Origin of the sequence: Nonomuraea composti (genome assembly GCF_012034275.1) — a bacterium.
GTDB lineage: Bacteria > Actinomycetota > Actinomycetes > Streptosporangiales > Streptosporangiaceae > Nonomuraea > Nonomuraea composti.
The window spans coordinates 141190-154836 of the sequence record NZ_JAATEP010000024.1 but is presented as its reverse complement, the minus strand read 5'-3'; the positions used below and the strand labels follow the sequence as shown (position 1 = coordinate 154836).

The window sequence follows — 13647 nt, the reverse complement described above, 5'->3', positions numbered from 1 at the left end:
GTGTCGGTGAGGGCCGCTAACCTACGGTGGCCCCCAACCCTCCAATCAGGATCGTGATCGATGAGCGACACCTACGGCACTGACCGGATGCGAGCAGCCGTCCTCGCTGCCTGGACGGCCTCGTCCGCCCGGTTCCGCGAAGACGCCAACGCGGAGGAGGACTTCGCGCTCGGCGGCTACCGCGATCGGCTGATCGTCGAGCTGGCGCAGAATGCCGCCGACGCGGCGCTGCGGGCGGGCGTGCCAGGGGTGCTGCGGCTGACGTTGCGTGGCGACGTCCTGACGGCCGCCAACACCGGCGCGCCGCTCGACGCCACCGGCGTGGAGAGCCTGTCCACCCTGCGCGCCTCGGGCAAGCGTGACGAGGCGGGCGCGGCGGGCCGGTTCGGGGTCGGGTTCGCGGCGGTGGTGTCCGTCTGCGACGCGCCCTCGATCGGCTCGCGCGGGGCCCCCGCCGTGCGCTGGTCCCGCACGGAGACCGCGGCCCTCGTGGCCGAGATCCCCGCGCTCGCGGGCGAGCTGGCCGAGCGCGGCGGGCACGTGCCGCTGCTGCGGCTGCCGTTCGACGAGCCGCCGATGATCGACATCCCCGAGGGCTTCGACACGGTCGTCCGGCTGCCGCTGCGCGACCACGCCAGCGTCGAGGCGGTGCGCCGGATGCTGGCCGAGGCCAGCCCCGCGCTGCTGCTGGGCATGCCGGCGCTGGAGAGCATCGAGATCGACATCGACGGCGCCACCCGTACGGTCGTCGCCGACGGCTGGCACGTCGTGTCGGAGTCCGGCGAGTTCACCCCCGAGGAGGTGGGCAGGCTCTTCGCCGACCGGCCCACCGAGGAGCGGGCGCGGCCCTACTGGTCGCTGCGCTGGGCCGTGCCGGTCACCGGCACCGGCGAGCCCGGCCCGCTGCCCGCCACCGTGCCGCCCGTCGTGCACGCGCCCACGCCCAGCGACGAGCCCATCGACCTGCCCGCGCTGCTGATCGCCTCGTTCCCGATGGCCACCGACCGGCGGCACGTGGCCAAGGGCCCGCTGACCGACTTCCTGGTCGAGCGGGTCGCCGACGCCTACGTCCGCCTGCTGCGCGAGCTGCCGCGCACGTCCAAACTGCTCGACCTCGTGCCGTCGCTGATGGGCAAGGGCGAGCTCGACGCGCGCATCCGCCGGGCCGTCCTGGAGCGGCTACCCGACACGCCGCTGCTGCCCGCCCTGTCGGCGCCCGCCCCGGCCGTGCAGACGCCGTCGTTCGCCGACGAGAAGGTCTACGAGCCCGACGCGCAGTGGCGGGTCGAGCACCCCGCGCCCGAGCCCGACGGCGACGGCTGGGTGGTGACGGGCCGCGAGGCGGCCGTCGTGGCCTCCGCCACGACCGAGTTGCTCACGACCGTCGCCGACTTCGTGCCCGGCCTGCTGCCCGCCGGCTGGCCGGCCCGCCATCCCGCGATGGCGGCGCTCGGGGTGCGCAGGGTGGAGCTGGCCGAGATCGTCGACCTGCTGTCGGGCGAGGCCGTGGAGGGCCGCGAGCCGTCGTGGTGGCGCTCGCTCTACGACGTGCTGCCCGGCGACGACCCCGAGTCGCTGGGCGCGCTGCCGGTGCCGCTGGCCGACGGCCGGCTCGTGCGCGGGCCGCGCGGCACGCTCATCCTCACCGATGGCGGGGCCGACCTCGACCTGACGCCCCTGGGGTTGCGCATCGTGCACCCGGAGGCGGCGCACCCGGCGCTGCTGCGGCTGGGCGCCGCCGAGGCCACGCCGCGCACCGTGCTGGAAGACCCGCTCACCAAGGCGGCCGTCGCGCAGTCGCTCGACAGCCCCGACCCCGAGCCGGTCGCGCGGGCCGTGCTGTCGCTGGTGGAGGCGTCCGGGCTGGCCCCCGGCGAGGCGCCCTGGCTGGCCGAGCTGGCGCTGCGCGGCACCGACGGCGAGCTCTACCCGGCCGGCGAGCTCATGCTGGCCGACGGCGCGCTCGCCGCCGTCCTGGAGGCCGACACGCACCTCGGCGTGGCCGCCGCCGAGCTGGAGGAGACCTACGGGCCGCGCGTGCTGGCCGCGGCCGGCGTGCTCGACGGGTTCGCCGTGGTGCACGAGCCCGACGTGCTGCTCGACCCCGACGAGTGCGACCACGACCTCGACGGCGAGGCCGACTGGCTCGACCACGTGCTCGACCTGCTGCCCGACCTCGACGTGCCGCCGCTGGTGCCCGAGTTCCTGGCGGTGCGCGACCTGGAGCTGGTCGCCGACTGGCCGGCGGCGCTGGAGCTGCTGACCACGCCGCCGCTGCGGGCCGCGCTGCACCCGCTGCGCGTGGAGGGCGTCGAGGTGCCGTCCTACACGGCGTGGTGGCTGGCCAACCACCCCGTGCTGGGCGGGCGCAAGCCGCTGGAGCTGCGGCTGCCCGGCGCCGACCCGCTGCTGCAGGGCCTGTACACCGACGCGCCCGCCGGCCTCGACGAGGCGGCCCTGTCGATGCTCGGCGTGCGCACCACGCTGCCCGAGCTGCTGGCCTCCCACGGCGGCCCCGAAGAGCTGCTCGACCTGATGGCCGACGCGTCCATCGAGGTCGACAGGGCCCAGCTCCGAGCCCTGTGGATCGCGCTGGCCGCCGTCGACCCGTCGCGGGTCGCGCCGCCCGCCAAGGTGCGGGCGGTGCTCGGCGGAGACATCGTGGTGGCCTCGGCCGACGACGCCGTTGTCGTCGAGGCGCCCGACCTGCTGCAGCTCGTGACCGACCGGCCGCTGGTGCTGGCCTCCTACGATCTGGCCGAGGCGCTGTCGGAGCTGCTCGACCTGCCGCTCGCCGGCGAGCTCACCTCGGGCGAGGTCACCTCCGAGGGCCAGACACGGCCGGTGCCGGCCCAGGTGCGCTCGCTGCTGCCCACCGCGCCCGAGACGTACGTCGAGCACGAGAAGCTGCTGGTCGACGGCGTGGAGTGCGCGTGGCGCTTCTTCGAGGGCGCGGTGCACTGCACCGGGGTCGACGGGCTGGCCAGGGGGCTGGCGTGGGCGACCGGGCAGTGGAACGACCGGCTCGCCGTGGCGGCCCTGCTGCGCGACCCGGAGGCGGTGCCGCTGCTGCTGGCCGAGGCCGACCTGAGCTGAGCACGGTGCCGGGGAGGCGCCCCCGCAGGCCCTCCCCGGTTCGTGTGTTGTGCCGGTCAGGCGGCGCAGGTGGTGCCGGCGGCGGGCACCTTGCCCTCGATCACGTACGCGTCCACGGTCTTCATGACGCACGCGTCGCCCGACAGGTACGCGCCGTGGCCCTCGCCCTCGTACGTGACCAGCACGCCCGTCCTGAGCTTGGCCGTCAGGCTCGTCGCCCACCGGTACGGCGTGGCCGGGTCGCCCTTGCCGCCGACGACCATGATGGGCGCCGAGCCGGTCGCGTCGACGCGCCGGGCGGCGTCGTCGCCCCGTACCGGCCAGTGGTCGCAGGCCCCGCCGGTGACGCCGTCGAACGACAGCACCGGGAAGATCTTCTTCACCCGCTCGTTGATCCGCTCCATCTGCGCGGCGGTCGGCCGCTCGGCGTAGTCGGCGCAGTTGATGGCCTGGAGGCTGGTCATCATCGTGTTGTACGTGCCGTCGGGCCGCCGCCCCGTGTAGGAGTCGGCCAGGGCGAGCAGGATCGTGGCGTTGCCCTTGAGCGCGGCGGCGGTGGCCTGCTCCAGCATGGGCCAGCTCTGCTTGGCGTACAGCGGGGTGATGACGGCGAGCTGGCCCAGCCAGAACGTCAGCTCGCGGTCGCCCACCTTGATCGGCTTGGTTTTGAGCCCCTCGACGAAGTCCTCGACCGTCTTGACGACGGCGGCGGGGTCGGCGCCCAGCTCGCAGCTCTGCGCCACGCAGTCCTTCGCGAACGCCTCCAGCGCCTGGTCGAACCCGGTCGCCTGGATGACCGCGCGCTCCTCGAACGTCACCGACGGGTCGAAGGCGCCGTCCAGGACGAAACGGCCCACGTTCTTGGGGAAGTGCGTGGCGTAGACGGCGCCGAGGTGGGTGCCGTACGAGAAGCCGAAGTAGTTGAGTCGCCGGTCACCGAGCGCGGCCCTGAGCAGGTCGAGGTCCTTGGCCGCGTTGACGGTGCCGACGTGCGGCAGCACCTTGCCGGACTCCTTCTGGCAGGTCCGCGCGAACTCCGCGGCCAGCGCGTCCTGGTCGGCGTCGGCCTCCGAGGCGAGCATCCGGGCGAACGTGTCGCCGCACGTGACCCCAGCGCTGCGGTCGACGCCGCGCGGGTCGAAGCTGACCAGGTCGTAGCGGGTGCCGAGCTTGCTGAACGCGGTGGCGGCCATGGCCAGCGAGTCCACGCCCGAGGCGCCGGGGCCGCCGAAGTTGAACACCAGGGAGCCGAGCCGGTCGCCGGTGGCCTTGACCCGGATGAGCGCCAGGTCGATCTTCTCGCCGTCGGGCTTGGCGTGGTCGAGGGGGACTGGGAGCTTGCCGCACTCGACGCCGGGGCCTGGGGTGAGCTGCTTGCCGTCGGGGCCGACGAGATCCGTGCAGGCGCCCCACGCCACCGTGCCGCCGCTCTTGGGCGGGGGAGAGGGGGAGCCGCCGCCGGTGCCGCAGGCGGTGAGGACCAGGGCGCCCAGGAGGAAGGTTGCGATGGGCTTCTTCATGCAACCCAGCATGGGTTGGGGGGCTTATGGCGATGTAGTGGGCGAAAACACCAGTTGGAGGTGACTTCGGGGAGCGGGCGGAGATGACGAATGTCACGAAGGGGTGGGTTCCACGGGAACCCACCCCTTCACCGTGCGCGCCGGCGAATGACTCATGCCATGGCGAGCGCGGGCTCGCGTACCCGCGAGCTGATCAGCCGCGTCATCACCACGGCCAGGCCCGTCCCGACCAGCACCAGCACGCCGGACAGGATGACACCCGTGCGCGGCCCGCCCAGCTCGGACAGCCAGCCGATCAGCGGCGCCCCCAGCGGCGCCCCGCCGGTGAAGACGAGCATGTAGATGCCCATGACGCGGCCCCGCATCTCGGGCGAGGTGGCGATCTGGACGCTGGCGTTGGCGACGGTGTTGATGGTGATCAGCGCGATCCCGGTGGGGATCAGCAGCAGCAGGTACGCGGGGTAGAACGGCGCGACCCCGGTGGCGATCTGGAACAGCCCGAACCCGATCGCCCCCGCGAAGAGCACCTTGCGCGACAGCCGCGCCCGGCGCGCCGCGAGCAGCGCCCCGACGAGCGCCCCCACCGCGAACATGCTGGACGCCAGCCCGAACGACGACGCCCCGGCCCCGAACACCTCGCGGGCCATGAGCGCGATCGACATCGAGAACGACTGCGAGAACATCGACACGAAGGCGATCAGCAGCACCGGCATGAGCAGTTCCTCGCGCCGCAGCACGTACCGGAGCCCCTCGCGGAGCTGGCCCTTCGCCCGGGGGACGGGCTCGGAGAGGTTCAGCTCGGACTTGCGCATGAAGATCAGGCTGGAGATGACGGCGCCGAACGTCAGCGCGTTGATCAGGAAGATCGGCCCCGTGCCGCCCAGCACGTAGATCAGCACGCCGGCCAGCGCCGGGCCGACCACGCGGGCGAGGTTGAAGATGGAGCTGTTCAGCGCGATCGCGTTGGGCAGGTCCTTGCGGCCGACCATCTCCACGACGAACGCCTGCCGCGTCGGCACCTCCACGCAGGAGATCAGGCCGAGCAGGAACGCCATCACGTACACGTGCCACACCTGGGCGGTGCCCGTCATCGTGAGGATGCCGATCGTCAGCGCCAGCCCGGCCATGAGGGACTGGGCGGTGATGAGGATCGGCCGCTTGGGGTAGCGGTCGGCGAGCACGCCGCCGAACATCCCGAACAGCAGCATCGGCAGGAACTGCAGCGCGGTCGCCGTGCCGAGCGCCGCCGCGCTGCCGTGGGCGTTGCCGGGGCCGGCGGTCAAATCGAGGACCAGCCAGTCCTGGGCGGTGCGCTGCAGCCAGGTGCCGACGTTGGAGACGATGCCGCCCGCCGCGAACATGCGGTAGTTGCGAACCCTGAGTGACCGGAACATCCCGGTCCTGGGTTCTTCGGGCTCTATATCTTGCTGAGCTTCTCCAAGATCGGTGCCGCCTGCCTGAGGATCGACCGCTCCTCGGGCGACAGCTCCTTCAACCGCTGCGTCAGCCACGCCTCCTTGCGGCGGCGCTCCTCCTTCAGCAGTTTCTCGGCGGCCTCGGTCACCGAGACGGTCACCTGGCGCCGGTCGGTCGGATGCGGGGTGCGGGCGACCAGGCCGCGCTCCTCTAGAGCGGCGATCACGCGGGTCATCGAGGGTGGTTGCACCTTCTCGAGCTCGGCCAATTCTCCGGGGGTTATCCCGGAATGCCGTTCCACCGCGGCGAGCGTCGCGAACTGGGTGGGCGTCAGCGAGTGCGCCGCCGCCTGTCGTCTTAGGCGTCGGTTCAGCCTTGCGAGTGAGACGCGCAGGGCTGAAGCGAGACCGGCGTCGCTGCGCAGGTCCATCTTGGGCTGGGTTTTGGTTAGCATGAGTCATTACCTTTGCTAACTATACGGCAAGACAAGATATTTCCGGACAGAAGTGTCATCTCACCCCTTGATACCCCGAAGCCGTCCCGCACGTGCGGGACGGCTTCTCAAGTGTGACGGCAGGGTGCGGGCTCAGAGACCGAGCATCGCCCGGATCGGGCCGATCGCGAAGTAGAGCGCGAACAGCACGGCCACGCCCCACAGCAGCGGATGCACCTCGCGCGCCTTCCCGCGCACCACCTTGACCAGCACGTAGCTGATGAACCCGGCGCCGATGCCGTTCGAGATCGAGTACGTGAACGGCATGATGACGATGGTGAGGAACGCCGGGATCGCGATCTCGAAGTCGTTCCAGTCGACGTCCCGGATGGCCGTCATCATCAGGAAGCCGACCAGCACCAGCGCCGGCGCGGCGGCCTCGTACGGCACCACCGTCACCAGCGGCGCGAAGAAGATGGCCACGAGGAACAGCAACCCCGTGACCACGCTGGCCAGGCCGGTGCGAGCGCCCTCGCCGACCCCCGCCGCCGACTCGATGTAGGTGGTGTTCGAGGAGACCGAGCCGGCGCCGCCCGCGGCGGCCCCTAGCGAGTCCACGAGCAGGATCTCCCTGGTACGCGGCAGCGTCCCGTCCTCCTGCACCAGGTTCGCCTGGCGGCCGACGCCCACGATCGTGCCCATCGTGTCGAAGAAGTCCGTGATCAGCAGGGTGAACACGAGCAGGGCGGCCAGCAGCACGTCCACCCGGATGAAACCGCCGAACGGGTCGAACTCGGTGAACAGCACCAGCGGGTTGTGGAAGCCGAACAGCTGGTCGGGCACGACGGGCCGGTTGAGCTGCCAGCCCGCCGGGTTCTGCGGCGAGAACGCGCCCGCCTTGACGATCGCCTCGACGACGATCGCCAGGATCGTGGTGCCGACGATCCCGATCAGGATCGCCCCCTTCACCTTGCGCGCCACCATCGCCGCCGTGGCCAGCAGCCCGACGATGAACACGAAGATCGGCCACGAGGTCAGGCTGCCGCCGATGCCCAGCTCCAGCGGCGTGCCCGCGGCCTTGCGCACGAACCCCGAGTCCACGAACCCGATCAGCGCGATGAACAACCCGATGCCCACGCTGATCGCGGTCTTGAGCTGCGCCGGGATGGCATGGAAGATCGCCGTCCTGAGCCCCGTCAGCACCAGCACGGCGATGATGACGCCCTCAAGGAAGACCAGGCCCATGGCCTCCTCCCAGGTCATCACCGTGGCGATCTGGAAGGTGACGAAGGCGTTCAGGCCCAGCCCGGCCGCCATCGCGAACGGCACCCGGCCGACGACCCCCATCAGGATCGTCAGCACGCCGGCCACGAACGCCGTGCCCGCCGCCACCAGCGCCACCGGCGGCGTCGAACCGTCGGCGATGAACTGGCCGTCCACGTCCTTGCCGTTGGCCAGGATCAACGGGTTGAGCACGACGATGTACGCCATCGTGAAGAACGTGGCGATGCCACCGCGTACCTCACGGGAAACGGTGGACCCTCGTGCGGAGATTGCGAAGAAACGGTCTATCGCATTACGTGTGTCACTCACGACGCGAAGAGTGACAGTAGTGATGAGCTGCGAAAAGAGTCGGTGATGAGATCGAGACCCGATTGGAAGCTAGGCTGGACAACGTGAAGCAGCAGTGGCACCCCGACCCGGAGCCCATCAAGACCAACGACACCGCCGCCATCGCCGTCGGCACGGCCGTCTGGGCGCTCGCCTTCGTCGCCCTGCTGATCTTCCGCCCCGCCCCCGAGAACACGTGGTGGATGTGGACCTGCCTCACCGGCGTCGGCTTCGGCCTCTTCGGCATGTGGTTCGTCCGCCGGCCCCGACGGGGCTGACCGTGCGGCTCTTCGCGGCCCTCGTCCCGCCCGACGACGTGCTCGACGAGCTCGCTCAGGCCATCGCGCCGCACGTCGGGCAGGTGCCCGGGCTGCGCTGGCCCGCCCGCGACACCTGGCACATCACGCTCGGCTTCTTCGGCGAGGTGCCCGAACGCGTGCTGCCCGACCTGGAGACCCGCATCGAGCGCGCCGTCCGTCGCCACCCCGCCCCCAACCTCACCTTCGACCGCTTCGGCGCCTTCTCCTCCCCCCGGCGGGCCCGCGTCCTCTGGGCGGGAGTCACCGGCGACCCCATGACCCGGCTCGCCGACTCCGTCCGCGCCGCCGCCCGCCGCGCCGGCGCCACCCAGACCGACGAGAAACGCTTCCACCCCCACCTCACGCTCGCCCGCGCCAAGACCGAGACGGACCTCCGGCCGCTGGTGGAGTCGCTGTCCGGCTTCAGCGGATCGCCGTGGCAGGCCGACCGGGTGCGGCTCGTGCGCAGCCACATGGGGGCGCAGGTGAGGTACGAGTCACTCGCGGAATGGGCGCTGGCACCCGCCGGGCAGGGCTAGGCTCCAGGTCGTGGACCGTCCTCGCCCCTGGCTGCTGCCCATCGTGCTCGGCCTCCTCCTGCTGATCGTGATCGTCGGCGCCCTCCTCACCTGACCCGAGCCACGCCCGGGGCCATGCGCACGCCACCCCTGGCCGCACACGCGCCTCGGGGCGCGCGGGGTGTGGGCGACGCGGGCGTGGGTGTGGTGAGCGCGCGCTGGGCCTGAGCTGCGGCCGGTGCACCTGCACGCGGCGGACGCACTTGGACGCGGGCGCGTGGCGGGCGCACATCGGGCGGCGAGGCTGTGCGTGTGAGCGGCGGGCGCGTGGGTCTTGCGTGCATGTGTGTGCTCGGCGCATGTCCGGCCGCCTGGGCGTGTGGGCAGAGGACGGCAGCGCCGTGGCCGGCGCGCATGTGTGCCTGCCGATGCGCGTCGGGCGGCAAGGCTGTGACCAGCGCCGATGCGTGCGGCGAGTGCGTGTGGGCCCGCCGAGTGCATGCGTGGCTCGGCGCGCATCCGGGCCGCCTCAGCGTGTGGGCGGAGGGCGGCATGGCGGTGGCCGGCGCATGCGTGTGTGGCGAGTGCCGTGCGGTCGGCGTGCATGTGTGCCGGCCGGCGCGTGTCGGGCGGCAAGGCTGTGAGCAGCGCCGATGTGTGCGGCGAGTGCGCATGGCGGCGTGCATGCGCGTGGTTCGGCGCGCATTCGGCGGCCTCAGCCGGGGTGGTGAGTGTTCAGGCTGCGCGTTATCGCGCGGGTGGGCGGCGGGCGTTGCTGGGGCAACGGCCCGCCGTTGGTGTGGATGCCGTCCCCACCGGTGCGGACGCGGCGGGGAGCGGCGTGGATGCCGTCCGGAGCGGTGCGGAGGCCGCCGGACACCCGGGAGAGGGTTTACCAGGCGTAGTCCTCGGGGGCGGTGCGGTGGCCGGGGAAGATGGTGTCGAGGCGGGACAGGGCCGACTCGTCGAGGTCGATCTCCAGGGCGCGCAGGCTGCCTTCGAGTTGCTGCATCGTCCGCGGTCCGATGATGGGCGCCGCGACGGCGCGCTGCTTGAGGAGCCAGGCGAGGGCGACGTCGGCGGGTTGCTCGTTCAGTTCGTCGCAGAACTTCTCGTACTGCTCGATCTGGTCGCGGTGCTTCTCGAGCTGCTTGAGCATGTTCTCGGCCCCGGAGCGGCCCTTGTCGAGCTTGCGCAGGACGCCGCCGAGGAGGCCGCCGGCCAGGGGGCTCCAGGGGATGACGCCGAGGCCGTAGTCTTCGGCGGCGGGCAGCACTTCGAGCTCGGGCGCGCGGGTGAGCAGGTTGTAGTGGGTCTGCTCGCTGACCAGGCCGAGGAAGTTGCGGCGGGCGGCGGTCTCCTGGGCCTTGGCGAGGTGCCAGCCGGCGAAGTTGGACGAGCCGACGTACAGGATCTTGCCCTGCTGCCGCAGGACCTCCATCGCCTCCCAGAACTCGTCGAACGGGGTGGGGCGGTGCACGTGGTGGGCCTGGTAGATGTCGATGTAGTCGGTCTGCAGGCGCTTGAGCGAGGCGTCGCAGGCGCGGCGGATGTTGAGTGCGGACAGGCCGCGCTCGTTGGGCCAGTCGCCCATGTCGCCGTAGACCTTGGTGGCGAGGACCGTCTTCTCGCGGCGCCCGCCGCCCTGGGCGAACCAGCGGCCGATGATCTGCTCGGTGACGCCCTCGCCCTTGACGCCTCCATAGACGTTCGCCGTGTCGAAGAAGTTCAGCCCCAGCTCGTGAGCCCGATCCATGATCGCGAAGGAGTCTTCCTCCGTGGTGCGGGGGCCGAAGTTCATGGTGCCGAGGCAGAGCGGGCTCACGAGGAGACCGCTGCGTCCGAGGTTGACGTAGTCCATGGCGCCAACCTTAAGGACCTGGAGTGCACTCCAGGCCATAGACTCGCTTCATGATCTCGGAACCCCTGCCGGATCTTCCCATGTCATGATCGCCCTGCTCCGGGCCGCGGTGCCGATCTTTCTGGCGATGGTGGCGGGCATGGCGGGGTCGCTGGTCGTCACGTCGGTGCTCGGTAAGCATGACACGGTCACGCTGGCCGCGTTCGCCGTGGTGAGCTCGGTGCTCAGCACCGCGAGCGCCGCCGTGCAGGGCGCGTTACGCGGGCTCGGGCCGTTCGTGGCGCCGTTCAGGGACGAGCCGGCGGCGGCCGTGCCGGTCGTGCGGGACGCGCGCTGGCTCAGCCTGGCCACGGGCGTGCTGGGGGCTCTCGCGGTGCTGTGCGTGCCGCTGCTCGCCGGGGCCGGCGGGGTGCCGGGCGAGGTGGTGCGGGAGATGGGGGCGCTGCCGTGGTTTCTGGCCGGATATGTGCTGATCTTTGCCTCCACCGGCGGGGCGAGCACCATCCTGGTCGCGCTGGGGCGCAACCGTGACGTGCTCTGGCCGACGCTGGTCTTCGCGATCGGGCTGAGCGGGCTCACCGCCGCGCTGGTGCCGGGGCTCGGGCTGACCGGGGTGGGCGTCGCCTGGGTGGTGTCGGGCGCGGCGGCGGCGCTGGTGGCCGCGAGCCTCCTGCGGCGGGCGCTCGGGCGGCCCATCGGCCAGGCTCGGCCCAGGCCGCGCGAGATCGTGAAGCTGGCGAAGGTGAGCATCCCGCTGGCCGGGACGGTGCTCGTCAAGTTTGGAGTGCTGGGCGTGGTGACCTTCGCCGCGAGCACCACGAGCACCCGCGACACCGCCGCCCACGCCGTGCTGAGCACCCTCACCGGCTTGATCATGCTGGCCTCCCTGTCGGTCGCGCAGGCCGCGGTGCCCGACGTGGCCCGGGCGCCCGACGCGGCCGGGGCGCGGCGGGCCCAGCGGGGCGCGGCTCTGCTTGCCATTACAGGGACGCTTGTGGTGGCGGGTTTGCTGCTCGGGCTCGGGGAGAACGTGCTGGTGCTCTTCAGCGACGACCTCGCCGTGCGGGAGCGGGCGTTCGGGCTGCTGCCGCTGATGCTGCTGTCGGCGGTGCTCGACGCGGCCCAGGCCGTGCAGGGCACGGGCCTGACCGCGCTCAAGCGCTCCGCCGCCAGCCTGCTGTACTTCGTCATCGGGTACGGCCCGCTCGTCGTGGCCGCCGTGCCCGTCGCCAGGACGTGGGGGATCGACGGCCTGTGGACGGCCATGGCGCTGGCCAACGGGCTCCTGGTGGTGTTGCAGGGCACCGGCTTCCACCGCCACAGCGCCAAGGTGGGGGCCGGGGCGGAGGTGACGCAAGGCCGGGGCGGAGGTGACGCAAGGCCGGGGCGGAGGTGACGCAAGGCCGCGGTGGAGGTGACGCAAAAGCCGGAGCGGAGGTGACGCAAGGCCGGGGCGGAGGTGACACGAAGCCGCGGCGGCTCCCGTGAGGCATGATGGCTGGCGTGGGGGACTTCGTGATCAGAGTGCTGGTCGCCGTGGCGGCCGTGTGCCTGCTGCCTGCCGGGCCGGCCTTCGCGGCGCCCGACGACGGCGCGGAGAAGCTGTTCACCTTCAAGGACGCGCGCATCACGGAGTCGAGCGGCCTGGCCGTCTCGCCGACGCACGAGGGCATCTACTACACGCACAACGACAGCGCCGCCGCCCCCACGTTCTACGCGGTCGACGGGGAGGGCCGCACGCGGGCCACGTTCCAGGTGAGAGGGGCGCAGGCGCGCGACTGGGAGGCCATGGCGGCCACGAAGGACCCGCGGACGGGGCGCGGCGTGCTGTGGTTCGCCGACATCGGCGACAACCTCGACGGCGCCTGGCCGAACGTGTCGGTCTACAAGGTCATGGAGCCGCGCACGATCGCCGACGCGACGCTGCCCGCCGTCCGCTACCGGTTCAGGTACGCCGACGGGGCGCGCAACGCCGAGGGCCTGATGGTGCACCCGAAGACGGGGCGGCTGTACGTGGTGTCCAAGGAGTTCGCCGGCTCGGTGTACGCGGCGCCGAAGCAGCTGCGTACGGACCGGGTGAACGTGCTGCGCAAGGTGGCGAGCGCCCCGCTCATGGCCACCGACGCCGCCTACGCACCCGACGGCTCCTCGTACGTGGTGCGCACCTACTTCTCCGCCACCCTGTTCCGCCCGTCCGGCGAGACGATCGGGCGGGTGCCGATGCCGGAGCTGGAGCAGGCCGAGTCGATCGCGTTCACCGCCGACGGGAGGTCGCTGCTGGTCGGCAGCGAGGGGCCGCGCAGCCCCGTCTACCGGGTGCCCCTCCCGGCGGGGAGCGCGCCCACGCCGAGCCCGGTCAAGGCGGAGGACACCGGCAAGGAGGAGACGCCGGTGGCGCGGGCGGACGACGGCGACGGCACCGGTCTCACCTTGGGGAACGTGCTGATCTGGCTCGCCGCCGCGGCGGCGGCGATCGGCGTGATCACGTTCCTGGCGCGGCGCACCCGGTGAGGCTCAGGGGCGGCGCATGGTGGCGGTGAAGATGTCGCCGCGCAGGGCGCGCTCGACCACCGCGATCGAGCGTGACAGCCGCACCAGCCGCGGCCCCTCCTGCCGGTAGGTGTCGAGCACCGCCTCGATGGCGTGCGGCGGCAGGTGGCCCTTGAGGTCGACCGCTGCCGCCCGGTAGCCGGCGCGGGCCGCCTCGACGGCGGACGTGACGTGGTGGCGGGCCATCGCGGCCAGGGCCACGGGATGCCGTCTGAGCACCTCGTACGCCCGGTAGTCCGGCGGGACGGCGTCGAGCAGCCAGGCCACGGCGGAGGTCTCCCAGTCGGGCACGCTCGGGGGGCGGACCTCCGCGGGCCATTCCGGTGGGACGTACATAGGGGCA

General features: G+C 72.2%; 11 protein-coding genes. 5 read left to right on the top strand and 6 right to left on the bottom strand.

Going from position 1 to position 13647, the window contains the following annotated elements; translation table 11 throughout:
• The first annotated feature begins 60 nt into the window (after nt 1-60).
• A complete protein-coding gene (locus tag HCN51_RS30745) occupies nt 61-3096 on the top strand; it encodes a sacsin N-terminal ATP-binding-like domain-containing protein (protein ID WP_168014113.1) in 3036 nt (1011 codons plus the stop codon).
• Nucleotides 3097-3152: 56 nt separating this feature from the next.
• Here HCN51_RS30745 and HCN51_RS30740 read toward each other — a convergent pair whose 3' ends face one another.
• From HCN51_RS30740 to HCN51_RS30725, 4 genes are all read right to left on the bottom strand, one after another.
• The gene (locus tag HCN51_RS30740; protein WP_168014111.1) at nt 3153-4616 is read right to left on the bottom strand and encodes an alpha/beta hydrolase; all 1464 of its coding nucleotides are present in this window, start codon (nt 4614-4616) and stop codon (nt 3153-3155) included.
• A 152-nt stretch (nt 4617-4768) separates the two neighbouring features.
• Nucleotides 4769-6010: an MFS transporter gene (locus tag HCN51_RS30735; RefSeq protein ID WP_168014109.1), complete on the bottom strand. Its 1242-nt coding sequence runs from the start codon at nt 6008-6010 to the stop codon at nt 4769-4771.
• A gap of 23 nt (nt 6011-6033) precedes the next feature.
• Complete coding sequence (locus tag HCN51_RS30730; RefSeq protein WP_080044745.1) at nt 6034-6486, bottom strand: MarR family winged helix-turn-helix transcriptional regulator; 453 nt, start codon at nt 6484-6486, stop codon at nt 6034-6036.
• Nucleotides 6487-6618: 132 nt separating this feature from the next.
• Nucleotides 6619-8082 (bottom strand): NCS2 family permease, encoded by a 1464-nt coding sequence (locus HCN51_RS30725; protein WP_428981556.1) that lies wholly within the window; start codon nt 8080-8082, stop codon nt 6619-6621.
• Between the two features lie 59 nt (nt 8083-8141).
• Between HCN51_RS30725 and HCN51_RS30720 the strand changes: the two genes are divergently transcribed.
• Together HCN51_RS30720 and thpR are read left to right on the top strand one after the other, a co-directional pair.
• Nucleotides 8142-8354, top strand: a complete 213-nt coding sequence (locus tag HCN51_RS30720; RefSeq protein ID WP_168014105.1) for a DUF2530 domain-containing protein — start codon at nt 8142-8144, stop codon at nt 8352-8354.
• A gap of 2 nt (nt 8355-8356) precedes the next feature.
• Nucleotides 8357-8914: an RNA 2',3'-cyclic phosphodiesterase gene (gene thpR / locus HCN51_RS30715; protein ID WP_168014103.1), complete on the top strand. Its 558-nt coding sequence runs from the start codon at nt 8357-8359 to the stop codon at nt 8912-8914.
• An 871-nt stretch (nt 8915-9785) separates the two neighbouring features.
• On the opposite strand, the gene HCN51_RS30710 is transcribed toward thpR, so the two are convergent.
• On the bottom strand, nt 9786-10754 hold the full coding sequence (locus HCN51_RS30710; RefSeq protein ID WP_168014101.1) for an aldo/keto reductase: 969 nt from the start codon (nt 10752-10754) through the stop codon (nt 9786-9788).
• 85 nt (nt 10755-10839) lie between these two features.
• On the opposite strand from HCN51_RS30710, the gene HCN51_RS30705 reads away from it, so the two are divergent.
• Both HCN51_RS30705 and HCN51_RS30700 read left to right on the top strand, forming a co-directional pair.
• Entirely contained in the window at nt 10840-12150 is a 1311-nt protein-coding gene (locus tag HCN51_RS30705; RefSeq protein WP_168014099.1) for an MATE family efflux transporter, read from the top strand.
• A gap of 107 nt (nt 12151-12257) precedes the next feature.
• Entirely contained in the window at nt 12258-13265 is a 1008-nt protein-coding gene (locus HCN51_RS30700) for a hypothetical protein (RefSeq protein ID WP_168014097.1), read from the top strand.
• 3 nt (nt 13266-13268) lie between these two features.
• Here the strand turns inward: HCN51_RS30700 and HCN51_RS30695 are convergent, their stop codons facing one another.
• The gene (locus tag HCN51_RS30695; RefSeq protein WP_080044751.1) at nt 13269-13640 is read right to left on the bottom strand and encodes a hypothetical protein; all 372 of its coding nucleotides are present in this window, start codon (nt 13638-13640) and stop codon (nt 13269-13271) included.
• Nucleotides 13641-13647: the final 7 nt, after the last annotated feature.